This is a genomic window from Streptomyces sp. NPDC057486 (assembly GCF_042802415.1).
In the GTDB taxonomy this organism is placed as follows: domain Bacteria; phylum Actinomycetota; class Actinomycetes; order Streptomycetales; family Streptomycetaceae; genus Streptomyces; species Streptomyces yanii.
Genome location: NZ_JBHVEE010000010.1, coordinates 87,997 through 112,518, shown reverse-complemented (window position 1 = coordinate 112,518; position 24,522 = coordinate 87,997). Strand labels below are relative to the sequence as shown.

23 protein-coding genes and 1 pseudogene are annotated in these 24,522 nt (G+C 71.4%); 10 read left to right on the top strand and 14 right to left on the bottom strand.

Going from position 1 to position 24,522, the window contains the following annotated elements:
* Positions 1-158 precede the first annotated feature (158 nt).
* Both ACFU6I_RS07960 and idi read left to right on the top strand, forming a co-directional pair.
* Positions 159-1,439, top strand: coding sequence for a bifunctional class I SAM-dependent methyltransferase/N-acetyltransferase (locus ACFU6I_RS07960; protein ID WP_384362860.1), 1,281 nt, complete (start codon positions 159-161; stop codon positions 1,437-1,439).
* A 149-nt stretch (positions 1,440-1,588) separates the two neighbouring features.
* Positions 1,589-2,182, top strand: a complete 594-nt coding sequence (idi, locus tag ACFU6I_RS07955) for an isopentenyl-diphosphate Delta-isomerase (RefSeq protein ID WP_384362858.1) — start codon at positions 1,589-1,591, stop codon at positions 2,180-2,182.
* 37 nt (positions 2,183-2,219) lie between these two features.
* Here the strand turns inward: idi and ACFU6I_RS07950 are convergent, their stop codons facing one another.
* A complete protein-coding gene (locus ACFU6I_RS07950; protein ID WP_384362856.1) occupies positions 2,220-2,675 on the bottom strand; it encodes an ATP-binding protein in 456 nt (151 codons plus the stop codon).
* A gap of 136 nt (positions 2,676-2,811) precedes the next feature.
* Entirely contained in the window at positions 2,812-3,051 is a 240-nt protein-coding gene (locus ACFU6I_RS07945; protein WP_384362854.1) for a hypothetical protein, read from the bottom strand.
* Positions 3,052-3,114: 63 nt separating this feature from the next.
* Between ACFU6I_RS07945 and ACFU6I_RS07940 the strand changes: the two genes are divergently transcribed.
* Complete coding sequence (locus ACFU6I_RS07940; RefSeq protein WP_384362852.1) at positions 3,115-3,879, top strand: enoyl-CoA hydratase/isomerase family protein; 765 nt, start codon at positions 3,115-3,117, stop codon at positions 3,877-3,879.
* Between the two features lie 120 nt (positions 3,880-3,999).
* On the opposite strand, the gene ACFU6I_RS07935 is transcribed toward ACFU6I_RS07940, so the two are convergent.
* Positions 4,000-4,635 (bottom strand): DJ-1/PfpI family protein, encoded by a 636-nt coding sequence (locus ACFU6I_RS07935; protein ID WP_345516349.1) that lies wholly within the window; start codon positions 4,633-4,635, stop codon positions 4,000-4,002.
* 10 nt (positions 4,636-4,645) lie between these two features.
* Complete coding sequence (locus ACFU6I_RS07930) at positions 4,646-5,626, bottom strand: GlxA family transcriptional regulator (protein WP_384362849.1); 981 nt, start codon at positions 5,624-5,626, stop codon at positions 4,646-4,648.
* A gap of 134 nt (positions 5,627-5,760) precedes the next feature.
* Between ACFU6I_RS07930 and ACFU6I_RS07925 the strand changes: the two genes are divergently transcribed.
* Both ACFU6I_RS07925 and ACFU6I_RS07920 read left to right on the top strand, forming a co-directional pair.
* Positions 5,761-6,624: a hypothetical protein gene (locus ACFU6I_RS07925; RefSeq protein WP_345516347.1), complete on the top strand. Its 864-nt coding sequence runs from the start codon at positions 5,761-5,763 to the stop codon at positions 6,622-6,624.
* Positions 6,625-6,760: 136 nt separating this feature from the next.
* Positions 6,761-9,151: a Tex family protein gene (locus tag ACFU6I_RS07920; RefSeq protein ID WP_384362847.1), complete on the top strand. Its 2,391-nt coding sequence runs from the start codon at positions 6,761-6,763 to the stop codon at positions 9,149-9,151.
* Between the two features lie 379 nt (positions 9,152-9,530).
* Here ACFU6I_RS07920 and ACFU6I_RS07915 read toward each other — a convergent pair whose 3' ends face one another.
* Complete coding sequence (locus ACFU6I_RS07915) at positions 9,531-10,982, bottom strand: MFS transporter (protein ID WP_384362845.1); 1,452 nt, start codon at positions 10,980-10,982, stop codon at positions 9,531-9,533.
* A 252-nt stretch (positions 10,983-11,234) separates the two neighbouring features.
* Between ACFU6I_RS07915 and ACFU6I_RS07910 the strand changes: the two genes are divergently transcribed.
* Positions 11,235-11,804, top strand: a complete 570-nt coding sequence (locus ACFU6I_RS07910; RefSeq protein ID WP_384362843.1) for a TetR/AcrR family transcriptional regulator — start codon at positions 11,235-11,237, stop codon at positions 11,802-11,804.
* A gap of 3 nt (positions 11,805-11,807) precedes the next feature.
* Here ACFU6I_RS07910 and ACFU6I_RS07905 read toward each other — a convergent pair whose 3' ends face one another.
* The 3 genes from ACFU6I_RS07905 to ACFU6I_RS07895 form a co-directional block, all read right to left on the bottom strand.
* Positions 11,808-13,445: an ABC-F family ATP-binding cassette domain-containing protein gene (locus tag ACFU6I_RS07905; RefSeq protein WP_345516343.1), complete on the bottom strand. Its 1,638-nt coding sequence runs from the start codon at positions 13,443-13,445 to the stop codon at positions 11,808-11,810.
* Between the two features lie 46 nt (positions 13,446-13,491).
* Positions 13,492-14,031, bottom strand: a complete 540-nt coding sequence (locus ACFU6I_RS07900) for a TrmH family RNA methyltransferase (protein WP_327243095.1) — start codon at positions 14,029-14,031, stop codon at positions 13,492-13,494.
* Positions 14,032-14,125: 94 nt separating this feature from the next.
* Positions 14,126-15,178, bottom strand: coding sequence for an oxidoreductase (locus ACFU6I_RS07895; RefSeq protein WP_384362840.1), 1,053 nt, complete (start codon positions 15,176-15,178; stop codon positions 14,126-14,128).
* A 66-nt stretch (positions 15,179-15,244) separates the two neighbouring features.
* On the opposite strand from ACFU6I_RS07895, the gene ACFU6I_RS07890 reads away from it, so the two are divergent.
* Positions 15,245-16,207: an NAD(P)/FAD-dependent oxidoreductase gene (locus tag ACFU6I_RS07890; protein ID WP_384362838.1), complete on the top strand. Its 963-nt coding sequence runs from the start codon at positions 15,245-15,247 to the stop codon at positions 16,205-16,207.
* Positions 16,208-16,373: 166 nt separating this feature from the next.
* On the opposite strand, the gene ACFU6I_RS07885 is transcribed toward ACFU6I_RS07890, so the two are convergent.
* Entirely contained in the window at positions 16,374-17,663 is a 1,290-nt protein-coding gene (locus tag ACFU6I_RS07885) for a M14 family metallocarboxypeptidase (RefSeq protein WP_384362836.1), read from the bottom strand.
* Complete coding sequence (locus ACFU6I_RS07880; RefSeq protein WP_384362831.1) at positions 17,660-19,639, bottom strand: Xaa-Pro dipeptidyl-peptidase; 1,980 nt, start codon at positions 19,637-19,639, stop codon at positions 17,660-17,662. The genes ACFU6I_RS07885 and ACFU6I_RS07880 overlap by 4 nt, the downstream gene beginning before the upstream one ends.
* Positions 19,640-19,732: 93 nt before the next feature.
* Between ACFU6I_RS07880 and ACFU6I_RS07875 the strand changes: the two are divergent.
* From ACFU6I_RS07875 to ACFU6I_RS07865, 3 genes and pseudogenes are all read left to right on the top strand, one after another.
* Positions 19,733-20,017: pseudogene (locus tag ACFU6I_RS07875) on the top strand (M1 family peptidase); the annotation flags it as partial.
* Between the two features lie 131 nt (positions 20,018-20,148).
* Positions 20,149-21,192: a LacI family DNA-binding transcriptional regulator gene (locus ACFU6I_RS07870; RefSeq protein WP_384362829.1), complete on the top strand. Its 1,044-nt coding sequence runs from the start codon at positions 20,149-20,151 to the stop codon at positions 21,190-21,192.
* A 29-nt stretch (positions 21,193-21,221) separates the two neighbouring features.
* Positions 21,222-22,028 (top strand): SAM-dependent methyltransferase, encoded by an 807-nt coding sequence (locus ACFU6I_RS07865; protein ID WP_384362827.1) that lies wholly within the window; start codon positions 21,222-21,224, stop codon positions 22,026-22,028.
* A gap of 68 nt (positions 22,029-22,096) precedes the next feature.
* On the opposite strand, the gene ACFU6I_RS07860 is transcribed toward ACFU6I_RS07865, so the two are convergent.
* The 4 genes from ACFU6I_RS07860 to ACFU6I_RS07845 form a co-directional block, all read right to left on the bottom strand.
* The gene (locus ACFU6I_RS07860; protein ID WP_384362825.1) at positions 22,097-22,978 is read right to left on the bottom strand and encodes an oxygenase MpaB family protein; all 882 of its coding nucleotides are present in this window, start codon (positions 22,976-22,978) and stop codon (positions 22,097-22,099) included.
* A gap of 157 nt (positions 22,979-23,135) precedes the next feature.
* The gene (locus ACFU6I_RS07855) at positions 23,136-23,675 is read right to left on the bottom strand and encodes a hypothetical protein (protein ID WP_384362823.1); all 540 of its coding nucleotides are present in this window, start codon (positions 23,673-23,675) and stop codon (positions 23,136-23,138) included.
* A 59-nt stretch (positions 23,676-23,734) separates the two neighbouring features.
* The gene (locus tag ACFU6I_RS07850) at positions 23,735-24,211 is read right to left on the bottom strand and encodes a macro domain-containing protein (RefSeq protein ID WP_384362821.1); all 477 of its coding nucleotides are present in this window, start codon (positions 24,209-24,211) and stop codon (positions 23,735-23,737) included.
* Positions 24,212-24,250: 39 nt separating this feature from the next.
* The gene (locus ACFU6I_RS07845) at positions 24,251-24,397 is read right to left on the bottom strand and encodes a hypothetical protein (protein ID WP_384362880.1); all 147 of its coding nucleotides are present in this window, start codon (positions 24,395-24,397) and stop codon (positions 24,251-24,253) included.
* Between the last annotated feature and the right edge of the window lie 125 nt (positions 24,398-24,522).

Below are 24,522 nucleotides of genomic sequence, written 5' to 3'. Positions count from 1 at the left end.
GCCTGAGAGAGGAGCTGAGGTTGATGACCGTCGCGACGGCGCCTGCCCGGCGCAGCATCCGGTCCTTCTTCAGCTCCCGGGTCCCCGGCTAGCACCCCGGCTCACGCACGCCGAGTCGCCACGTTGGCCGGAACCCTCTCACTCAAGGGTTTCCCACGTTGACCGACAACGATCACACCGCCCGTTACGAGGCGTTCTTCTCCCTGCACCACCACCTGCCCCGGCAGAGCCCCGGCTCCGACGCCACCACCCGGTGGATGCTCGCCCGCACCGGTCTGCTGCCGCGGCGTCCGCGCGTCCTCGATCTGGGCTGCGGTCCCGGCCGTGCCGCGCTGCTGCTCGCCGCCGAAGCCGGCGCCGAGGTGACGGCCGTCGACACCCACCAGCCGTTCCTCGACGAGCTGCGCGCGTCCGCCGAGGCGCGCGGGCTCGGCGACCGGATCCGTACCGTCCACGCCGACATGGGCAGGCTTTCCGGCCCGGGTACCCCGGACCTCGCGGACGCATCGTTCGATCTGGTCTGGGCCGAGGGCTCCGCGTACATCATCGGCTTCGACACCGCGCTGCGGGACTGGAAGCGGCTGCTCGCCCCGGGCGGCTCCCTGGTCGTCAGCCACTGCGTCTGGACGACGGACACGCCGTCGGACGAGGCGCGCGCCTTCTGGGACCAGGACGGCCCGATGCTCCCGGTGTCCGCACAGACGGCGCGGGCCGTCGCGGCGGGCTATCACGTCCTCGGGGTGCGGGTGCAGCCCGAGAGCGACTGGGACGAGTACTACGTGCCGCTCGCCGAGAAGGTCGCGGCCACCGATCCGTCGGCGCCCGGCATGGCGTGGGCGCTCGCGTCGACGCGGGAGGAACTGGCCATGCGACGCGACCACGGTACGGAGTACGGCTATGCCGCGTACGTCCTGCGGCCCGCCGACCCCCGCTGGACCACCCGGCCGGAGACGGCGGCGGACATCGATGCGGTGCACGCGGTCAATGCGGCAGCCTTTCCGACTCCGGACGAGGCCCGTCTCGTCGACGCGCTGCGCACCGATCCGCAGGCCTGGCTGCCCGGCCTGTCCTACGTGGCACGGGAAACCGGAGGGACCGGGGACATCGCGGCGTACGCCCTGCTGACCCGGTGCCGGGTGGGTGACGCGCCGGCGCTCGCACTGGCCCCGGTGGCGACGGCCCCGGACCGCCGGCTGCAGGGCGCGGGTCAGGCGGTGGTACGGGCCGTGCTGGACGCGGCCCGACTGCGGGGCGAGTCACTCGTCCTGGTGCTCGGGCATCCCGACTACTACCCGCGGTTCGGCTTCGTACCGGCGTCCCGGTTCGGGATCCGGGCGGGCTTCGAGGTGCCGGACGAGGCGATGATGGCTCTGGTCCTCGACGATTCCGCGCCCGTGCCGACGGGCACGATCCAGTATCCGGCGGCATTCGGAATCTGACGCGCCGTCCGGCCCCGCCGCATCCACCAGGTGCGGCGGGGCCGGACATGCCAGGACCCGAAGTACGGACAAGCCGCTTTTGTACGGCAGACTTGAGCGGACTCGAGGGGTCCGGCGCACCAGGCCGGGGACCATAGCGAAGGATGGGTATGCCGACCACACCAGCCACCGCGGCGAACAGCTCGTCGAACGGCACAGCAGAAGCGATCATGCTCGAACTGGTCGACGAGAACGGCACCACCATCGGCACGGCGGAGAAGCTCGCCGCCCACCAGGCACCCGGTCAACTGCACCGGGCGTTCTCCGTGTTCCTCTTCGACGAGCAGGGCAGACTGCTGCTGCAGCGCCGGGCGCTCGGCAAGTACCACTCCCCCGGTGTCTGGTCGAACACCTGCTGCGGCCACCCGTACCCGGGCGAGGCACCCTTCACCGCCGCCGCCCGGCGTACGTACGAGGAGCTCGGGATCTCGCCCTCGCTGCTGGCCGAGGCGGGCACCGTCCGCTACAACCACCCCGACCCGGCATCGGGCCTGGTGGAGCAGGAGTTCAACCACCTCTTCGTCGGTATGGCGCAGGCGGAGCTGAAGCCGGACCCCGAGGAGGTCGGCGAGACGGCGTTCGTGGCCGCCGACGAACTGGCGAAGCGGCATGCCGAGGCACCGTTCTCGGCATGGTTCATGACGGTGCTCGATGCCGCGCGCCCGGCGATCAGGGAGCTGACCGGCCCGTCCGCGGGCTGGTAGCGGCGAACCGAACGGCGGGCGCGGGACGGGCGGGCGGTCAGAGGAGCGGGGTCAGCGGCAGTGCCGCCCAGATGATCTTTCCGCCGCCGGCGGTGTGCTCCACATCGCAGGTGCCGCCCGCCTCGTTCGTGATCTCCCGGACCAACAGCAGCCCGCGCCCGCCCGTCTGCGCGTAGTCCGTCTCCAGCGCCGTGGGCCGGTACGGGTGGTTGTCCTCGACGGAGACTCTGACCCATTCGGCACCGACGGCCACCTCGACCGCGAGCTCCGGGGAGAGCAGAGCGGCGTGCTTCACGGCGTTGGTGACCAGCTCGGAGACGATGAGCAGCAGGCCCTGGGTGATGCCCTCGTCCATGGGCACGCCCTGGCGGTTCAGCAGATCGCGTACGGCGTGCCGGGCCTGCGGTACGGAGACGTCGACGGCCGGCGCGGTGAACCGCCAGACTCCCTCGTACGGCACGGGCCTGGCGGGGACACTCCCGCGGCTCTCCATAGTTCCCGCACCCGCTCTCGACTCGACAGTCACTGCACGTCGAAGTACAGAGTGCGGGGAGTAGTCGGTCCGGACTGTGCTACTGAACAGAAGTCGACCTCTATCGACAGAATTTTTTCGAATGAGTATGACAGCGTCAGTTCTCGGACTGGTTCTGATCTTCTTCTGGAGGCTTGTCCGGGGGTGCCTCGGTCGCCATCCGGTCCGAGGCCGGCGAGACGACGCGGCGGCCACGGACCCCGGTCACGTCCCCGGCCTGGACGGGCCCGTCCAGGCCCGCCACGAGCAGGAGGGCGCCGAGCAGGACGAGCCCGCCGAAACTGCGGCTCGGTTTCCCGCCCTGGAGTCCGGGAACGTCCCTCCGACAGCTCCTCACGGTGCGTGACTTCGCGACCCCTTCTTGATCACAGGTTCGAACGGTGCGGATAGCATCCGGCGCATGGACCGTACGGAACCGCAGCTGCAGCTCACCGTCGCGGACGGCATCGCCACCGTCGTGATCAGCAACCCGGCCAAGCGCAACGCCATGACGGCCGCCATGTGGCAGGCTCTGCCCGCACTGCTGAAGCGGATGGCCGCCGACCCCGCCGTGCGCGTCCTGGTTCTGACCGGCGCAGGGGACACCTTCTGCGCGGGCGCGGACATCTCCTCACTGCGGGACCGGGCGAGCGACCCGGCGTACGATCCGCAGGCTCTGGCGGTGGCGGCCGAGGAGGCCCTGGCCGCCTTTCCCCGGCCGACGCTCGCCGCGGTGCGCGGCTACTGCGTGGGCGGCGGCAGCCAGCTGGCGGCCGCCTGCGATCTGCGGTTCGCCGAGGAGGGCGCGTCCTTCGGCGTCACCCCGGCCAGGCTCGGGATCGTCTACGCCGCGTCGTCGACCCGGCGGCTGGTCTCACTGATCGGACCGGCCGCGGCCAAGCATCTGCTGTTCTCCGGCGAGTTGATCGGTACGGAACGGGCGCTGCGCACCGGACTGGTGGACGAGGTGCTGCCGACCGGTGAGCTGGACAAGCGGGTGGAGGCGTACGTACGGATCCTGGCATCGCGCTCACAGCTGACACAGGCGGCGGCAAAGGAGTTCGCCACGGGGCGGGAGGACCGGGACGCGTACTGGGTGGAGCAGGCGCGCCGCAGCGGCGACACGGCGGAGGGTGTCGCCGCCTTCCTGGAGCGGCGGGCGCCGCGCTTCACCTGGACGACCTGAGCGCCGGACATCCCGGCAGGGCATGTCGGCGAAGGCCCCGCCCGGCCCGCGGCGGACCACTCCCTCCGGGCGGCCGACGGTCCTTCGCAGCCGTCCCCGGCGCCGCTTTGCGACCATCCCCTAACGGAGGATGAAGCGGCTCTTGGCGCGGAATTCCTCGACGAGCGCGGCCGGAGCCTTCTCCGGTGACCCCGCGTCGTAGGGCGGCCGGGGGTCGTACTCCGTCAGCAGCTGTACGGCCTGGGCGTGCTCGTCGCCGGCGATCCGGCCGAGCAGGGTGAGCCCCATGTCGATGCCGGACGAGACACCGGCGGCCGTCACGTACTTGCCCTCGATGACGACTCGTTCGCCGGTCGGCTCGGCTCCGAAGGTCTTGATGAGGTCCAGGGCGAGCCAGTGCGAGGTGGCACGCCGCCCCTTGAGCAGACCGGCCGCGGCAAGCAGCAGCGAGCCGGTGCAGACGGAGGTCGTCCAGGTGCTGGTCGCATCCGCGGCGCGCAGCCAGCCGAGCAGCGTCTCGTTCTCCATCTGGGCGCTCTGGCCGGGGCCGCCGGGGACGATCACCACGTCCGGGGCGGGCACGTCGGCGAGGGTCCGATCGGCGACGAGCGCGAGGCTGCCGCTGTCGTTGCGCACGGGACCGGTCCGCTCGGCGACGAAGACGGTCTCGGCGCCGGGGGCGCGGGAGAGGATTTCGTAGGGGCCGACGGCGTCGAGGGCCGTGAAGCGGTCGAAAAGAACGATGGCGATCTGCATGGTGGTCCTTTCAGTTGACACTGCTGGTCGTGCCGGTCATGGGCTGGGGACGAAAGCGGCGCCGGTATTCGGCGGGGGCGGTGCCGAGGGCCTTGACGAAGGCACGGCGCATCGCCTCCGGGGTGCCGTACCCGCAGGTGCGCGCGATCCCGGCGACCCCGTCGGTGGTGTCCTCCAGCAGCCGTCTGGCGTGTTCGATCCGGACACGTTCGACGTACCGGCCGGGGGTCATTCCCGTCTCGGTCTGGAAGGCGCGGGCGAAGTGACGGGGCGAGAGGCGGGCCCGGGCGGCGAGCGCGTCGACGGAGAGGTCGTCGTCGGGGTGTTCGGTGATCCAGTGCTGGACCTCGCGCAGCGGCTCGCGGCGTGCGGTCTGTGCGGTGAGCTGGGCGCTGAACTGGGCCTGGTTCCCGGGTCTGCGCAGAAAGACCACGAGATGGCGGGCGACGGTGAGGGCCACCTGCCTGCCGAAGTCCTCCTCGACGAGAGCGAGGGAGAGGTCGATGCCCGCGGTGACGCCGGCGGAGGTGGCCAGCTTCCCGTCGCGTACGAAGATCGGGTCCGGGTCGACCTCGACATCCGGGTAGGAGCGGGCGAGATGGTCGGCGATCACCCAGTGGGTGGTCACCCGGTGCCCGTCCAGGAGGCCGGCGGCGGCGAGGAGCAGCGCTCCCGTGCAGACCGAGACCAGTCGTTCGGCGTGCGGGGCTTGGGTGCGCAGCCAGTCGACGAGTGCCGGATCGGGGTGCCGGGTGCCCTGGCCGCCGGGGACAAGAAGGGTGTGGGGCGGTTCGGCGTCGGCGAGGCTGCCGTCCGGAACGAGGGTGAGGCCGACGCTCGTGCGGACCGGCGCCCCGTCGAGGGAGGCGGTGCGGAGGCCGTACGTGACGTCCGGGAAGCGGGAGGCACCGGCGAAGACCTCCATGGGCCCGGTCACGTCGAGACTCTGAACGCCGTCGAAGAGGACGACGAGTACGGATCGCTGCGTCATGTCTGCCATCCTGGGCAGCCACGAAGATGGCCGCAATGACGAAGAACCCACCTTTCCTGCCATACCGGCACCGGCCGGAACTGGGCCGGGCCTCGGGGTTACGGGGCGTACCAACCAGTCGGTAACGTGCGGGCATGAGTACTCTGCCGCCGCGCGCCGGACGCCGCTGCCACAACGCCATCAACCCCCTGCACTCGACGGTCTACTTCTCCCCCGACCTCGGCAAGGAGCTCGCAGAGCTCGGCATCGACGACTCGAACGCCGCCTACTTCGCCTCACGCGGAGCGGCTCTCGGCGCCGTCGGACCCGGCACGGTCACCGCCACCTTCTACAACTTCAACCACGAACTCGTCGCCCGGCACCTCCCCGCGGTGTGGTCCGTCGCCTCGCCGCAGGCGGTCCTGGACGCCCGGCTGCGGGCCGTGGACACGACGCTGCGCCGACTGCTCGGCCCGGAGATCATCGACTCCCCCGAGCTGGCCGAGGCGGCGGGGCTGGCGCTGCGCGCCGCCGAGGCGTGCACGCGACACGCCCGGCCGCTGTACGCCGCCCACGCCGATCTGCCGGTGCCGGAGCAGCCGCATCTGGCGTACTGGCACGCCGGGACGCTGCTGCGCGAACACCGCGGTGACGGCCATCTCGCCGCGCTCGTCGCCGCCGGCCTCGACCCGGTCGAGGCCCTGGTCAGCCACACCGCGACCGGAAAGGGGATGTCCCCGCGCTGGGTGCTCGCCACCCGCGGCTGGCGCCGCACGGACTGGGAGGAAGCGGCCGAACGGCTGCGCGGGCGCGGACTTCTCGACGGCGAGGGCGAGTTGACGGAGGCGGGCGTCGCACTGCGGGCGGAGCTTGAGGACACCACGGACCGGATGGACCTGGCACCGTACGAGCATCTGGGCGCGGAGGGCGTGGAACGGCTCACCGAGCTGGCGCGCGGATTCCTCATCACGGCGGCTTCCGCGGGTGCGTTCCCGGCCGATCTGGTCGGCAAGGGCTGAGCCGCCGACCGGTCGACAAACGGGGTGGTCGGGCGACACGGCGCCCGGCCACCCGGCACAATGCTGGCGAAGGGACCACGGCGTGCCCTGGCCCCGGTAAGCACAGCCAGTACGAGAAGGCGAGTCGGTAGAAACCGTGACGACGTCCATCGAAGGCAGGATCGCCGAGGAGCTCGGCGTACGCGAGCGGCAGGTGAAGGCGGCCGTCGAGCTGCTCGACGGCGGGTCGACCGTGCCGTTCATCGCGCGCTACCGCAAGGAAGCGACCGAGATGCTCGACGACGCGCAGCTGCGCACACTCGAGGAGCGGTTGCGCTACCTGCGGGAGCTGGAGGATCGACGTTCGGCGATCCTCGAGTCCGTACGGGAGCAGGGCAAGCTGGACGAGGCTCTGGAGGCGCAGATCAGGGCGGCCGACACCAAGGCCCGTCTGGAGGACATCTATCTGCCGTTCAAACCGAAGCGGCGGACGAAGGCGCAGATCGCCCGGGAGGCGGGGCTCGAACCGCTGGCCGAGGGTCTGCTCGGCGACCCGTCGGTCGACCCGCTCGCCGCGGCGGCTGCCTTCGTGGACGCCGACAAGGGCGTCGCGGACGCGGCGGCGGCGCTGGAGGGCGCCCGGGCGATCCTGACCGAGCGTTTCTCGGAGGATGCGGACCTGATCGGCGAGCTGCGTGAGCGCATGTGGTCGCGCGGGCGGCTGGCGGCGAAGGTGCGGGACGGCAAGGAAGAGGCCGGCGCGAAGTTCGCCGACTACTTCGACTTCGCCGAGCCGTTCACCGCGCTGCCCTCGCACCGGGTGCTCGCGATGCTCCGGGGCGAGAAGGAGGACGTGCTCGACCTGGTCCTGGAGCCGGAGGAGCCGTCGGACGAGCCGGGCCCTTCGACGTACGAGAACATGGTCGCCCGGCGCTTCGGCGTGGCCGACCGGGGCCGCCCCGGCGACAAGTGGCTCGGCGACACGGTGCGGTGGGCGTGGCGGACCCGGATCCTCGTCCACCTCGGGATCGATCTGCGGCTGCGGCTGCGGACGGCTGCGGAGGACGAGGCGGTACGGGTCTTCGCCTCGAACCTGCGCGACCTGCTGCTCGCCGCGCCGGCCGGCACGCGCGCCACGCTGGGGCTCGACCCCGGTTTCCGTACCGGGGTGAAGGTCGCCGTCGTCGACGCGACCGGCAAGGTCGTCGCGACGGACGTCATCTACCCGCACGTCCCGGCGAACAAGTGGGACGAGTCCCTGGCCAAGCTGGAGCGGCTGGCGAGGGAGCACTCCGTCGATCTGATCGCGATCGGCAACGGCACGGCGTCCCGCGAGACGGACAAGCTCGCGGGTGAACTGTGCGAGCGGAACCCGGAGCTGAAGCTCACCAAGGTGATGGTGTCCGAGGCGGGCGCCTCGGTCTACTCGGCCTCCGCCTTCGCCTCGCAGGAACTCCCCGACATGGACGTGTCGTTGCGCGGCGCGGTGTCGATCGCGCGGCGTCTGCAGGACCCGCTGGCCGAGCTCGTGAAGATCGACCCGAAGTCGATCGGCGTCGGCCAGTACCAGCACGACCTGTCCGAAGTGAAGCTGTCGCGCTCGCTGGACGCGGTCGTCGAGGACTGTGTGAACGGTGTCGGCGTCGACGTCAACACCGCGTCCGCCCCGTTGCTTTCGCGGGTCTCGGGCATCGGCTCCGGCCTCGCCGAGAACATCGTCGCGCACCGGGACGCGAACGGGCCCTTCCGGTCCCGGAAGGCGCTGAAGGATGTGGCGCGGCTGGGCCCGAAGGCGTACGAGCAGTGCGCGGGCTTCCTCCGGATCCGGGGCGACGACCCGCTCGACGCGTCGAGCGTGCACCCGGAGGCGTACCCGGTGGTGCGGCGGATGGCCAAGGCCGTGAGCGGCGAGGTCGCTGCGCTGGTCGGCAACTCGAGCGTGCTGCGGTCGCTGCGCGCCGACGACTTCGTGGACGAGAAGTTCGGTCTGCCGACGGTCACGGACATCCTGAAGGAGCTGGAGAAGCCGGGTCGCGACCCGCGGCCCGCGTTCAAGACGGCCACCTTCAAGGAGGGCGTCGAGAAGATCGGCGATCTGACCCCCGGGATGGTGCTGGAGGGAGTCGTCACGAACGTCGCCGCGTTCGGGGCGTTCGTGGACGTGGGTGTGCACCAGGACGGTCTGGTGCATGTGTCGGCGATGTCGAAGACGTTCGTGAAGGATCCGCGTGATGTGGTGAAGCCGGGCGACATCGTGAAGGTGAAGGTGATGGACGTCGACATCCCGCGGAAGCGGATCTCACTGACGCTGCGGTTGGACGACGAGGCGGCACCACAGGCTTCCGGCGGCGGCCAGGGCCGGCGCCGTGAGCGCGCCCAGGGCACACGCCCGCCCCAGCAGCGCACGCCCCGCGAACGCCGAGACGGCGGAGGCGGCGCCCGCCAGGCGGCGGCCCCGGCCCCCACGAACAGCGCGATGGCCGACGCCCTGCGCCGCGCGGGCCTGGCGGACGGCGGCAGTCCCGGGAACCGCCGCGGCAAGCGCTGACCAGGCCGGGGGCCGGGCCGGGTGACGAGACCCGACCGGCCCCCGGCGGGCCCACCCGGAATGCGCCGAGGGAACCGGCCGGGCCCGGAGCCGGGCGCCCGCTGAGCACGCCGCCAGCCGGTGCACTGTGCTGCCGCCGACTGCGCTGCGCAGTTCCCGCCCGCCGGGAGGGGCACCAGGGCGTGTGTCGGAAGTCCCGTCTGCGCCGCGACGCCCGGCACGCACGCTCGCCGCGTTGTCGGGCCCGCCCGAGTACGTCCGGTACGAGGACGACCCTCCGCCCTGCGATCGCACGCACCGGACGTACTCGCGCGTTCCGACAACGCAGCGAGGTGCCGTAGGTGTCGTCGTGCGCCCGCCAGGGATTACGGGACAGCCCTTAGCCTCCGGCCACCCCCGCCGTCTCCTTCCGGTCCGCCCCTGCCCCGGTCGCGCGGAGCTGGAGCGACGCACGGCGGGCCGGGATCAGCAGGGCCACGAGCGACGCGGCGAGGCAGAGGAGGGTGAGCAGGGCGAAGCCGTGGGTGTAGCCGGACTCGTACGGGAGCCCGGTCGGCTGGAGCCGTCCGGTGACCAGGATGCCGGTGACCGCGGCGCCGATGGAGCCGCCGATGGTGCGAATGTTGGCGTTCATGCCGGTCGCAGCGCCGGTCTGCTCGGCCGGGACGCTGTGCACGATGAGGGTGGCCATGGAGGCGAACGCCAATCCGATGCCGAGGCCGAACACCCCGGCGGCCACGGAGACCTGCCAGACCTGTCCGTGCCAGACGGTGAGCAGTCCGCAGGAGACCGCACCGAGTGCCGCACCGGTGACGAGCAGGCTCTTCGCGCCGACCACGGGAGCGAGGCGGCCACTGAGCACACCGGAGGCGAACATCGCGACCAGCATGGGCAGCATCAGCAGTCCGGCCCCGGTGACACTGGAGCCGAATCCGTACCCGGCGGCCGACGGGGTCTGTGCGAAGCCTGGCAGGAATGACCACACCGCGTACATGCCCGCCCCGAAGAGCAGTGCGGTCGCATTGGTCGTCCACACCGGGTACAGCCGCATGATGCGCAGATCGATCAGCGGGTGTTCGGCCCGCGCCTCGGCGACCAGCCATGCGGCGAACAGCACGACGGCGACCGCGAACAGGCCGAGGACCCGGGCCGAGCCCCAGCCCCACGAGCTTGCCTGGCTCAGCGGCAGCAGAAGCGCCACCAGCCAGCCGGAGAGCAGGATCGCACCGCTCCAGTTGACGCGACCCTCGGCGCGCCGCGGCGACTCGGGCACGTACCGGAGGGCGATCGCGGCGGTCAGCGCGACCACGATCACCGGAAGCCAGAACAGCCAGCGGTAGTCGAGCGTGGCGACGATGGGCCCGGCGAGGACGATACCGAGGCCGCCGCCCGCGGCGATGACCGCGGACAGGTTGCTGATGCTGGCGCCGACCCGGGAGGCGTCGAACTCGTCCCGGATGATGCCGAAGGACAGCGGGAAGAGGGCGCCGCCGATGCCCTGCACGACCCGCGCGACGATCAGGATGCCGATGTTGGGCGCGAGCGCGGCGAGCAGACAGCCGACGAGTACCGCGACCAGTGCGGCCACGAGCGTGCGCTTCTTGCCGATCAGGTCGCCGACGCGACCGAGGATCGGGGTGAAGATCGAGGCGGAGAGGAGATAGGCCGTCATCACCCAGGTCACCGTCGCCTGCGAGGTGTGCATGGCGTGCTGGACGGTGGGCAGGGCCGGTGCGATCAGAGACTGGAGGAGGGAGAACACACCCGCGCCGGTCGCGAGGACGGCGAAGGTGACCCGGTTCGAGGAACGCGGTCGGGACGGAGCGGACAAAGTCGGGTTCTCTCTCGGGTATACGGGCATGCCGGTTCTGCGGGACGGCGGAAACCGGCCGTCTGCACCGGTAGGGGGTGGGAGTGCGGGGTGCCCCGGGGGCACGGACGCGGGGCGCGGCCTCGCTGCCGCGTCCGGAAGGATGGGAGCCGTCGGGCACAGCCGACGCCGGAAGCCGCTCCACTGGTAAAGTGGAGGAGCACCTCCAGATTAGCGGAGGCACACCTCCGGTTCAAGTCAGGGAGACACAAGGTGGCGCACACCCCGGTGAGCGAGATCGTCGAGGCCCGGCGCCCGCGCCGAGCCGACGCCCGGCGCAACTACGACGCGCTGCTGAAGGCCGCCCGTGAGGCCTTCGCCGCCCAGGGTGCCGACGCCTCCCTGGAGGACATCGCGCGCCGCGCGGGCGTCGGCATCGGCACGCTGTACCGCAATTTCCCGACCCGCCTCCAGCTCTTCGAGGTCGTCTACGCGGACGAGGTCGACGCCCTGTGCAAGGTCGCCGAGGAGGTCGCGGACGAGCCGCCGTGGCAGGCGCTGACCGTCTGGCTGCGCCGCTTCGTCGAGTACATGGTCACCAAGCGGGCGATTCGCGAGGCGATGGACGGCGAGTCCGATGTGTTCGTCTCCTGCCGCACCTCGATGTACGAGGCGGGCGGCCCGCTGTTCACGCGCGCCCAGGAAGCCGGCGAGGTCCGGCCCGACATGTCCTTCGACGACCTGATCCGCATGGTCGCGGGCGTCACCGGGGCGTCGTACCCCACGACCGAACAGCGCGACCGCGTCCTGGAGATCGCCCTGGACGGCGTACGCACCCGCTGACCCTCAGCTCTCGGTGACCCTGCCCCCGTCCACCCGCAGCATGCGCGTCGTGCGGACGACATCGAGCATCCGTCGGTCGTGCGTGACCAGCAGCAACGTCCCCGTGTACGAGTCGAGCGCCGACTCCAGCTGCTCGATCGCGGGCAGGTCGAGGTGGTTCGTCGGCTCGTCCAGGACCAGGAGGTTCACGCCCTTGCCCTGGAGAAGGGCGAGGGCCGCCCGGGTCCGTTCGCCCGGGGAGAGGGTCGTGGCGGGACGCATCACATGGTCCGCGCGCAGCCCGAACTTGGCGAGCAGCGTGCGGACCTCGGCGGGTTCGGTCTCGGGGACGGCTGCGCAGAACGCCTCGAGCAAGGTCTCCGAGCCGTGGAACAGCTTCCGGGCCTGGTCCACCTCGCCCACGACCACGCCCGAGCCGAGCGTCGCATGGCCCGAGTCCAGCGGCAGGCGGCCGAGCAGTGCCGCGAGGAGAGTGGACTTGCCGGCTCCGTTTGCGCCGGTGATCGCCACCCGGTCCGCCCAGTCGATCTGCAGCGACGCCGGCCCGAACGCGAAGTCGCCGCGCACGACCTGCGCCTCGCGGAGCGTGGCGACGACCGATCCGGAGCGCGGGGCCGTGGCGATCTCCATCCGCAGCTCCCACTCCTTGCGCGGCTCCTCGACGACATCGAGCCGTTCGATCATGCGCTGCGTCTGCCGGGCCTTCGCGGCCTGCTTCTCGCTCGCTTCGCTGCGGAACTTGCGTCCGATCTTGTCGGAGTCGGTGGCCTTGCGGCGGGCGTTCTTGACGCCCTTGTCCATCCAGCTGCGCTGCATCTGGGCGCGGCCTTCGAGGGCGGAGCGCTTGTCGGCGTACTCCTCGAACTCCTCACGGGCGTGCCTGCGGGCCCGGTCGCGCTCCTCCAGATAGGCCGCGTACCCACCTCCGTAGAGGTTGATCTGCTGCTGGGCGAGATCGAGTTCGAGGACCTTGGTGACCGTACGCATCAGGAACTCGCGGTCGTGGCTGATGACGACGGTGCCGGCGCGCAGCCCGGAGACGTACCGCTCCAGTCGCTCCAGTCCGTCCAGGTCCAGATCGTTGGTGGGCTCGTCGAGGAGGAAGACGTCGTACCGCGACAGAAGCAGCGAGGCGAGTCCGGCGCGGGCGGCCTGGCCCCCGGAGAGCGCGGTCATCGGCAGGTCGAGGCCGACGGTCAGACCGAGGTCGGCGGCGACCTCCTCGGCGCGCTCGTCGAGGTCGGCGCCGCCCAGGGCCAGCCAGCGTTCGAGAGTTTCGGAGTACGCGTCTTCCGCCCCCGGTGCCCCGTCGACGAGGGCCTGGGTGGCGGCGTCCATCGCCGTCTGGGCGTCGGCGACGCCGGTCCGGCGGGCGAGGAAGTCCCGCACGGTCTCGTCCTGGCGGCGCTCCGGCTCCTGCGGGAGGTGGCCGACTGTGGCGGTGGGCGGGGAGAGCCGCAGCTCGCCCTCCTCCGGTCGGTCGAGCCCGGCGAGCAGCCGGAGGAGGGACGATTTTCCGGCTCCGTTGACTCCGACGAGACCGATCACGTCACCGGGTGCGACGACGAGGTCGAGTCCGGCGAAGAGCGTGCGGTCGCCGTGTCCGGCGGCGAGGTCCTTGGCGACGAGAGTGGCAGTCATCAGGGTGTCGATCCTAATCGGCGGACGGCTTCGCTCTCGACGGTTGTCAGAGCAGCCCGGCCAGTTTGTACAGGGCGAGGGAGCCCGCCACGGCGACGTTCAGGCTCGCGCCTGTACCGATCATCGGTATCTCCACGCACGTGTCGAGGAGATCCAGTGCCTCGGGCGGGATGCCGTGCTGCTCATGGCCGAGAACGATCACGGTCGGTTGGCGGGCTGCGGGCAGGTCGGCGAGGCGAATCGCTTCGTCGGCCAGCTCGACGCCGACGATCCGCAGGCCGCGTTCGCGCTGTTTCCGCAACCAGCCGAGGGGGTCGCCGGTCCAGTGGGTGCAGAGAGGTTCGCGGAGGGTGTTGCCGCGGGCGAGGGCCTCGGGGACCCAGGGGAAGCGGGGCACGGTGAGGCAGGCGCCGACCGCGTCGCAGGTGCGGGCGAGGGTGCCGAGGTTGGCGCCGTGCAGCGGCCAGAGCGGTGCTGCGTAGAGATGGTCCCAGCAGGAGTGGGCGCGGGGGCGCCGGGTGCGGCGCAGTTCCGCGCGGGTGCGGGTGCGGATCGCGGGGGCGGGCCCGCCCCGGTCGCCGCTCATCGCGGCACGGAGGCGGACCTCCTGGACGACCGGTGGTGCGTTCGAGGCATTGTGTGCGGCGATTGGCGGCTCGCCGGGGCCATCGACTCCGTGCTCAGTGGTGGACCATGGGGGCCACCAGCACGCTCCCGGTGGTGCGTGCCACGACGAAGGATCGTCCCTTGACGGCCCGTGTGTCCAGTGGAATTCGGTGCTGCCCCGGCTCCAGTACGCCGTCGAAGACCTCCTGCACGTGGGTGCGGTACAGCCGGTCGAGGCGGTAGGCGACCAGGCTGACCCGGCAGGCCGAGCTGACGTCGACCTCGGCCGTGCCGTCCGCCGCCGTCAGCCGGACCAGGCGGCGCCGGGCCGGTGCGCTGCGGTCCAGGGCGTGCTGGATCTGGGCGACCAGCACCGGGACCACCGGGGCCAGGCCGTCCACGTAGGCGACGTCCGCGGCGGCCCGGGTGAACGCGTGACGCACGGCGGCGCGTTCGTCCTCGGTGATCGCCCGGCCGAAGGCCACGGCGCGGTAGCCGCGGAGTTCCTCGGCGGGCACCTTGGCGGCGTCCGCGGTGATGTCGGCGCCGATCCCGATGGTGCGGAGCGCGGCGGCGAGCTTGGCGAGTACGGCGGCGCGAGCCCCGATGAGCAGCACGCGCTGCCCGGCGGGCGCGTCCGGCCCCGCTTCCGTGCCGCCCGCCGCCTCGGACGTCAGAAGGCGTTCCAGTTCCTGCCGGTACTGGTCTCCGTCGAAGCGGAACGGCCCTATCCCGTGGTAGCCGCCCTGTTCCAGGTCGACGGTCTCGTATGTCTGCCAGGCGAAGTCGCGCCAGACGACGTCGGTGCCGTCGCGTTCGATGACGGCGGTGACCGCCCCGCATGCGAGGCTCTCGCACTCCGGACACCCGTAGATCACATAGCGCCCGTCGGGCAGCGGGGCATCCGCTTCGAGGAGCAGGCGCCGCACGTGGGTGGTGAAGATCGCGGGCGGTACGTCGGAGGCGAGCGGGGAGACGGCGTCGAGGTCGGAGAGATGGAACAGCAGCGGACGGCCGTCGATGACGAAGTCCATGAAGTCCCGGTGCACCTGGTGGTCACCGTCGGCCAGGACTCCACCGGCTCGCATCGCCGGCGCAAGGCCGAAAGTCGCGTACTCGGCAGACATGTTCCGAGTATTCCCAACGCGGACCCGTTGTGCGCGCGGCAGCGCGGATTCCGTTAGCGTCCGGCCATGAGCGACACACGGGCAGGGATGACGGGGCGGGCGGACGTGCCGGACGTGATCGTGGTGGGGGGCGGGATCATCGGGCTGACCACGGCCCTGGTGCTGGCCGAGCGCGGCCACCGGGTGCGGGTCTGGTCCCGGGAGCCGGCCACGGCGACGACGTCGGCAGTGGCGGGGGCGTTGTGGTGGCCGTACCGGATCGAGCCGGAGGAGTCGGTCGGCGACTGGTCGCTGACCTCGCTCCGGAGATACGAGCAACTGGCCGGGCGCCCGGAGGAGACGGGGGTGCGGCTGATCCCCGGTCTGCACGGGGGCGAGCGGCTCGCCGCTCTCGGGTCGTGGACAGGGCAGCTGAAGGACGTGAAGGAGGTCGCGGAGGGGCTGCGGGTCCGGCTGCCGCTGATCGACATGCCGGTCCATCTTCGCTGGCTGGAGCGGCAGTTGGCGGCAGCCGGCGGCGCCGTCGAGCGGCGTACGGTCGCCTCGTTCGACGAAGCCGCCGCGGAGGCTGCGACGGTGGTCAACTGCACCGGTCTCGCGGCGCGCGAGCTGGTCCCCGATGCCGGGGTGCGCCCGGTGCGCGGCCAGCTGGTGCTGGTGGAGAACCCGGGGATCGAGGAGTGGTTCACCGAGGCGGACCCTGTGTCGGACGCGACGACGTACTTCTTCCCGCAGCCCGGGAGGCTGGTTCTCGGCGGCACGGCCGAGGTGGACAACTGGAGCACGGTGCCCGACCCCCGTACCGCCGAGGAGATCGTGGCCCGGTGTGCCCGGATCCGGCCGGAGATCGCGGGTGCGCGGGTCATCGGGCACCGGGTGGGTCTGCGTCCCGCGCGTGACGCCGGTGTGCGGATCGGGGTCGAACCGCTGCCGGGCGGCGGCCGGTTGGTGCACAACTACGGGCACGGGGGTGCGGGCGTGACGGTGGCCCTGGGCTGCGCGCGGGCGGCGGCCGATCTCCTCTCCTGAACCGGGCCGCGGGGCGGAGGGCGCGGGCGGCCGGGCAGATCCGCCGTCACCGGCAGATCCCCGGCCGCCCGTCCTCTGTTCGTCCTGCGACACGGGTGGCACCTGTCACGGGAGCTGAGTTCCGCTCTCCGTTGGCAGCACCGCGCGCATCAGATGGTTCACGTGCTCAACAAGCCGTATCGGGCTGACCGCTTGTGAGGTGATATGTCGCCCGCTCGTCCAGGAGGAGCGGGATCAGCTTCCGGGCCGACTGCCGCATCGATACGTACGCTCCGTCACCGTCGGGCCGGGAGGTGACGCCGTGCAGGGCGAGTTCGTCCTTGACGTCGGCGAACTGCGCGGCGCTCAGGCGGTAGCCGCACGGCGGGTCCTGAAGGATCTTGACGGGTTCGGCCGGTTCGTTGTCCGCGCCCCCGAGATAGACGGGACCGCGGTCGGCGTACCCGGCCGCGCGGGACGCGGCGGTGGCGGCGCCGATGGGACCGCGTCGTTCGTCGGTGAAGCGGAACAGACCGTCGAGCGCGACGAGTTGTGAGTCGACGCGGCGCCGGCTGTTGAGGGCCGGGTCGGCCTTCTCGGCCGCGGTGAGCGCATCGACGCGGGACTCGATGAGCAGGCCGACCGCGTGCTTGATGCCCGAGGTGTTGCGCAGGATGCGCTCCTGCCCGTCACCCGCCGTCTGCTTGATCGGGTCTCCGGTGACGGGGTCGGTCCAGATCCCGTAGAGACCGCTGCTGTAGCCGGCGTCCTTGGCGGTGGGCCGCACGTACTGTTCCGCCAGGGTCTGCGATTCGTCGTGCACCCGGTCGGTGGCGTTGAGGTTGCGGGGCCAGAGGACGAACAGGTCCTTGTCGTAGTACGGCGGGGTGGCACCGTACTCGTGCAGGTCGTAGATCACCTCGGGCTTCCGGTCGCGGATGACCGCTGCCATGGCGCGTGCCTCGGCGGTCTGGAGGGCGATGTGGTCGCGGTTGATGTCGACGCCGTCGGAGTTGCCCCGGGTGTTCGCGGCGCGCCCGTCGGGGTTGGCGGTGGGCACCACGAGGACATCGGTGTGCGAGAGGAAGGTGCGGGTCGCCCGGTCGTCGGAGTACGCGAGATCACGGATGGTGGTCAGACACGCCTCGCGGCCGGACGGCTCGTTGCCGTGCTGACTGCAGATCAGCAGGACCGTGGTGGCCGCGCGCTGGTTGCCGATTCGGACGAGCTGGAGCGGGCGGCCCTGTTTCGTCGTGCCGATCCGGTCGACGGAGACCCGGTCGCTGCCCCGGTCGACGGCCGCCAGGAAGGACTGCTCCTCGGGCTGGCCGGTCCAGTGGGCCCCGTTGCTGGTTTCGAAGCCGGTACGGGGCGGGGTGGGCGCGGCCTGGGCCGGCGCGGCGGCCAGGGGGACGGCCAGCGCCGTCGCCGCGACGGCGATGGCGAGGTTGCGGGCGAACGGGATACGGGGTGTCATGAGCGGCTGCCTCCCGGGATACGGAGTGCGGGACGCGGCGGTGCCACGTCTTCGGGACGGGATGCGTGGGGGGTGGCTACCGCGTGCGCGGGGCCCGCGGTGGCGCGTACGAACGCTGCGGCGCCGCCGACGAACGGCAGCTTCGCGGACGTTCGCGCCAGATCGAGGGTGAGCGTGGGCGTGGAGGCCGGTGGATCGATGAGGTCCCGGTCGGTACCCGCGACGATCAGGGCGAGGCGGTGCCCGGCCGGCACCACGTGATCGCTCGCGGCCAGATCGACCGTGATCGTGTAGCGCTTGCCCGGGGTGAGCGGGCGGCCCTTGCCTGCGGAGGCGTACGTACCGAGGTCGGCCCAGCCGCGGCTGAAGACGGTCCGGTCGACGGCGGCGGTTCTGGCCGTCGTCTCCTTGAAGCAGGAGCTGTCGCCGGCCGTGCTCGCACCCCAGCAGGTGCGATCGACGAGGGTTCTGATGCCTTCGCCGGATGCGCCGTAGTCCCGGATGGTGTCGGGGCCGACATCGACGAGGACTGCCGAGAGATGGGCGGTCGAGGTGGTCGGGGTCGCGGTGACGGTCACCTTCGACGAGCCGGAGAGCCGCAGGTCGTGGGCGAGCGGCGCGGTGAGGAACCCGGCCTTGGCGTCCGTGGACCGGTCCAGGTCCGCGGCCCAGTCCGTCTCGTTCTGCTTCGGATCGTCGGTGAACGTCTCGGTGGCGCCGGGCCGGGCGGTCCTCCGGGTGAGGGTGCCGACGCCGGGTGCGGTACCGGCGCCGGGGCGCACGGTGGTGGCGGCGGTGGTGCGGGGCGGCCAGACCTTGTCGGTGGACCATTGGTCGGGGTGGCGTTCGATGTCGGCCATCGGTGCGTGGTCGATGCCGTTGTCGTAGCCGAGGAGGTAGTGGTCGAACCAGCGGTGCAGCGTGTCGACCCACTCGGCGCGCCGGTAGTCGAACGGGTCGACATGACCGGTCTGGGAGAGCCAGATCTTGCGCTCCACACCTTGGGCGGCAAGGGCGTCCCACCACTGGCCGAGGTGCTTGGTGCGGACGTTGAGATCCTGCATCCCGTGCACGGCAAAGACGCTGGCCTTCACCTTGCGGGCGTCCTTCACGTAGTCGCGCTCGCTCCAGAGCTTCGTCCAGTCGCCGGTACGGGGCGCCTCGTCGACGAGTTTCCGCTGCACGGCTGCGCAGCGCGCCCGCGCCTCGGGGCTCTCGACATAGTCGGAGAGCCATTCGGGGCCACCGTCGTAGAGGGGGGCACCCTGGGCGAAGTAGTAGTCGTACCAGGAGGAGATGGAACCGATCGGGACGATGGTCCGCAGCCCGTCGACTCCGGTCGCCGCCACACCGTTGGCTATGGTGCCGTCGTAGCTCTTGCCGATCATGCCGGTACGGCCGTTGGACCAGCGTGCCGTGGTGCGTCCGGTGCCGGTGCGGGTGGTGTAGCCGCGGGCCCGGCCGTTCAGCCAGTCGATGACGGCTCTCGCGGACTGGATGTCGGAGCGGCCGCCGACGTCGACGCAGCCGTCGGAGCGATTGGTACCGGCCAGATCCACGGCGACGAAGGCATAGCCGCGCGGCACGAAGTAGTTGTCGTAGTAGAGCGGGAACTGGACGGGGTCGCCGTTGGTGTCGTAGGTCTTCAACTGACTCTCGTTACCCCGCCCGCAGCACGAGTAGTACGGGCTGGCGTCCATGATCACGGGTATCTTCCGGCCCTGTTGCGCGGGTTCGCGCGGCCGGACGATGTCGACGGCGACGCGGTCGCTCTTCCCGTCTCCGTCGCCGTCCAGTCCGGTGTCCACCCAGACGGACTCACGGACGGCGTTCCCGTACGAGTAGACGGCTCTGCTCTCCCGCGGGCTCGCGCCCTGTGCACCTGCCGGTGAGAGCAGGACGGTCATCAGGGCGGCCGAGGCCGCCACCACCAGCGATCTGTACGTCAAGCGGGTGCTCCGCGCACGTATCGGCATCTGCGGAAGGTACCCCGGTCAACTCCTGTGCAACAGGGGGCGATCACAGGCGGATGTGACGGATGGGCAGTCAAGTGCCATGTCGGCTCGGTGCTTGCCCTCCAGGCGCTCCGGAACAAGCTGGGTGACGAGACCTTCTTCGCGCTGCTGAAGGGCCGGCCGGCCGAGCATGCCTACGGGAACGCGAACGTGAGCGACTTCGTGACGTACCCGGAGCGGGTGTCGGGCACGCCCCTCGCCGGGTTCTTCGACACCTGGCCGTACCAGCCGTCGCGGCCCGAGGCTCCGGCGCCCAGCGCGGCACGGACCGTGCAGGGCGCCGGGCAGCCCGCCTCCTGGAGAAGGATCGCCGCGACGAACACGATCCACGACCGGGACCGATCCACAGGGCCGTGGTCGGCGCCGTCACCCCCGGGCGGGGTGACGGCGCCGGATAGGCTGGCGGGGTTCGTGCTGGCCCGCCAGCCCCGGCCGCTCACGGCCGGTCCCGTGCGCCCGAGGAGCGTCCCTTGCCCGGTCCGAGCCCCGATTCCGCTCGCGATGTCCGTCCCACGCTGGAGGCCGTGGCGGCCCTCGCCGGGGTCTCCAGGGCGACGGCCTCCCGGGTCGTGAACGGCGGGGCGGGGGTGCGCCGGCCGCTGGTGGACCAGGTCCGCAAGGCGGTCGAGGAGCTCGGCTACATACCGAACCATGCGGCACGGACCCTGGTCACGCGGCGCAACGGCGCGGTCGCCGTAATCATCGACGAGCCGGAGTTCCGGATCTTCTCCGACCCGTTCTTCTCCCGCCAGATCCGCGGAATCAGCCGTGAACTGAATGTGTTCGACGCCCAGTTGGTGCTGCTCCTGGTGGAGGGAAGCGGCGATTTCGACCGGGTCACCCGCTATCTGGCCGGGGGCCATGTGGACGGTGTGCTGGCATTCTCGCTGCACACCGACGACGAACTTCCCGCGATCATCCGCCGGTTCCGGGTCCCCACGGTCTACGGCGGCCGCCCCGGCACGACGGGCGACGCGTCGGAACACGCCGTCCCCTACGTCGACTGCGACAACCGTGGGGGTGCCATCGAGGCCGTACGCCATCTGGTCTCCCTCGGCCGGCAGCGGATCGCGCACATTGCGGGTCCTCGCGACCAGACGTCGGCGCTCGACCGGATCGACGGCTACCGCGAGGTACTGCCGGACGCCGATCCGTCCCTGGTCGCGGACGGTGACTTCACCGTCGAGGGCGGCGCCCGCGCGATGGCCGAGCTGCTGGCGCGCCACCCCGACCTCGACGCAGTCTTCGCGTCCAACGACCTGATGGCGTCCGGCGCCCTGCGGGTGCTGGGCGAGCACGGCCGACGGGTACCGGAGGATGTGGCACTGGTGGGCTTCGACGACATGGAGCAGGTCGCCGAGGCGACCGATCCGCCGTTGACGACGGTCCGTCAGGATGTCGAAGGCATGGGGCGGTTGATGGTTCGTCTGCTGATGCAGCGGCTGGACGGCGAGGGAGGGGAGCCCGATTCGGTGATCACGCCGACCGAGCTCATCAAGCGGGTATCCGCCTGAGCAGCACGCCTCTGTGCCAAGCTCTGTTCATGAATGAACTTTCTCACTCACTTACCGACAGGCTGCAGACGGACCGGCCGCACTCGGCCCGGGTGTGGAACTACCTCCTCGGGGGCAAGGACAACTACCCCGTCGACGCCGAGGCCGGCGACATGATCCTGCAGGCGTTTCCCGACTTCGCTCAGATCGCCCGGTTGCAACGGGCCTTCCTCGCCCGCGCGGTGCACTTCCTGACCGCGGAGGCCGGCATACGCCAGTTCCTCGATATCGGTGCCGGCCTGCCCACCGCCAACAACACCCACGAGGTGGCTCAGCGGCTGGCGCCGGAGTGCCGGGTGGTGTACGTGGACAACGACCCGCTCGTACTGACCCACGCCCGCGCACTGCTCGCCGACACCCCCGAGGGCGCGTGTGCGTACATCGACGCCGATGTGCGGGACGTCGACACAATCCTCGAACAGGCGGCCAGAACACTGGACTTCAGCCGGCCGATCGGTCTGACGATGCTGGGAATCATGGGGCAGCTGCCGGACGAGGACGGCCCGTTGGCCATCGTCGACCGGCTCGTGGCCGCGCTGCCCTCGGGCAGCTACCTGGCGCTGAGCGACGGTACGAACACGAGCGAAGCACTGAACACGGCCATCAGGGCGTACAACGCGAACTCGGCCAGCTCGTACCACCTGCGCAGTCCGGAGCAGATCGCCGGCTTCTTCCACGGCCTGGACCTGGTCGACCCCGGCGTCGTCAGGACGGCGGCCTGGCGGCCCGATCCCGGCCAGCCGCTGGATGACACCGCTCAGGGCCACGCGGCCAGCGGCGTCGGGCGCAAACCCTGATCCGAACGCCTGGTCCCCAGGCCTGACGGGCGACGCCCGCCACGCCGCCCGTCCAGTCCGGAGGACCTTCAGCGAGAAGCACCCCGGACAGATCTGCGGTACTCCGCCCGCGCCTCGCGGGCGAACCGCAGATAACGCAGCCGCTCAGGCAGCACGGGCACCACGACCCGGACGACACCGCAGAACCGGCGCAGCTTCCGCTCCTGCGCGTCCGTCCACTCCAGACCGATCGCCTCGCGCGCGTCCGGCGGCATCAGCCCGATGGTGATGAACCTGCGGAACCGGGCCAGCGGCGGGAACAGGACCGGCCACAAGGCCTTGAGCAGCAACCTGACCGGCAGCGGACCCCGGTCCGGCGGCGGTACCGGCCGGTCGGTGGCGATCAGCTCCTCGACGACGACGGTCGCCTCGATCTCGTCGGCGAGCATCTTGCGAAAGTACGGCCAGAACTCCTCGATCGACTGCGGCATGTCCCGGTCGTGGATGCCGAGGACCCGGCCGACCTGAAGCCATTCCCGGTACAGGGCCTGTTCCTGCGCCTCGGTGAGGGGGCGAACGAGATAGCGCGTGGCGTGCCGGTACACGGGGAAGCCGGTGGCGTGCACCCACGCGTAGTTCTCCGGTGACAGCGCGTGGTAGCGGCGCCCTCGGCTGTCCGTGCCCTGGATGGTGCGATGCAGCTTCCGCAGCCTCCGCCCCTCCTCGGCTGCTTCCTCGCCCCCGTACACCCAGAGCTGGAGCGAGCGCAGGGACCGCTCGCCGCGCCCCCACGGGTCCGTACGGAACACCGAGTGCTCGTCGACGCCCGCGCCGACCGCCGGATGCGCGACCTGGAGGGTGAGGGCCGCGGGGAGCATCAGCAGGGCGCGGACGTCCCCGGCGAGGCTCCACAGCACTCCGCCGGGCGGCGGCGGCTCGGGGCCGCTCCCTCGGGGTTCTTCGCTGCTCATGCGGGCGCTCCCAGCAGTCGGCGGGCGGCGGATCGGTACCCGGCTGATGTGTCTTCCAGTATGCGATTTCCGGCGAACCGGCGAGCGGCAGGGGCGGTGGGACCAGCGGGACCGGTCCGGCCGGCGGCCGCTGTGCGCGGGAGGACGGTGCCGCCCGTCACCGCCAGCCGGCCGCTCCCAGCACAGCGGCCGCGGCCTCGTCGACGCGGTGGTGGGTGGCGTCGACCGTGAAGTCCTCCACCTGGGCCCGGTCGAGGATCCCGTCCAGCTCCCCCGATCTGTCCAGGTGCCACCGCAGCGCCTCGGGCTCGTCCGCGTGGCGCCGGGACAGCCGCTGCCGGACCACCGGCAGCTCGACCCGGAGCCGGCACACGGACAGGCCGATGCCCACCGCCTTCTCGCACTGCTTCCGGCCCTCCGCGTCCTCGACGACGCCCGCGAGGACGATCCGGGTGACGCCCGAGTCGAGGTAGTTGCCGACCACGCACCTCAGATTGCGCAGCAGCAGGGCGAAGTTGAAGCGGTCACCGGCGGGCGCGGGCCAGGTCCGGCGGAGCCAGTCCATGTCGATGACGGCGTTGGGCACGCCGACGCCGGTGAGCAGGTCCCCTGCGGCGTCGGCCACCGACGTCTTGCCGGCCCCGACGGTGCCGGTGATCAGAAGGGCGCGGGCTTCCGGAGCTCTGTCGGTTCGCATGACCGGGAGCCTATGGTGGGCGGTGGTTCACCGGTGACGCGGGCTCAGTGCCGGGCGCCCTACTCGTAGTCGTACACCGTCACGGCTATGTCCCGGCGCAGCAGCCGACGCTCGATCAAGGGCTCTGTTCGGGACCACTTACCGCCCGCGAGGCCGCATCCGATCCGGGGCATGTGGACCGATGCCCCCAGCTCGGCGGCCCGTTCGGCGACCGAGCCCAGGGCGGTGTCGATCGCCTCGTACCGTACGGGCACCCCCTTGCTGCCCGTACGCATGCCCCGCTGCCCCACCATGTTCGCCACCCACACGTAGGGCCCGACCTGGACGAACTGCACCGCGCCCAGGCCGAAGTCGTTGCCCGCGCGCTCCCGGTGCCAGCGCCGGTAGGCGGCCTCCGGTTCCGGCCAGCGGCGGGAGACGGCGAGGACGAACCCCTTGCCCCACCCGCCCAGGTCGTTGCAGACATGCGCGATCAGTTTGACGCCCTTGCCCCGCGGCGCCGTGGCGTCCCCCCGTACATACGTGATCTCCGACATGGCACCAGCGTAGGAGCCGCCACTGACAACCGGCCGGGTTCACTCGTCCCCGTACAGCGCCTCGATGGCCTCGTCGGCACGCCACGAGAGCGCCGGAAGGTCACCATGGCCCTCGGCGTTGCGCAGCAGCAGGGCGGGGAGCGTGAGTTGCCCGGGTTCGGCGGGAAGTCGCAGGATCGTGGTCACGGCCGCCTCCTGGCGCCATCGGCCGGACCTTGCGGGTCCGTACCGGGGGGGTGGGACTGCGCTTCGATGCTGCCGGACACTTTCACAACAGTGGTGAGACAGCAATACTGTTAAACCGGATGGAT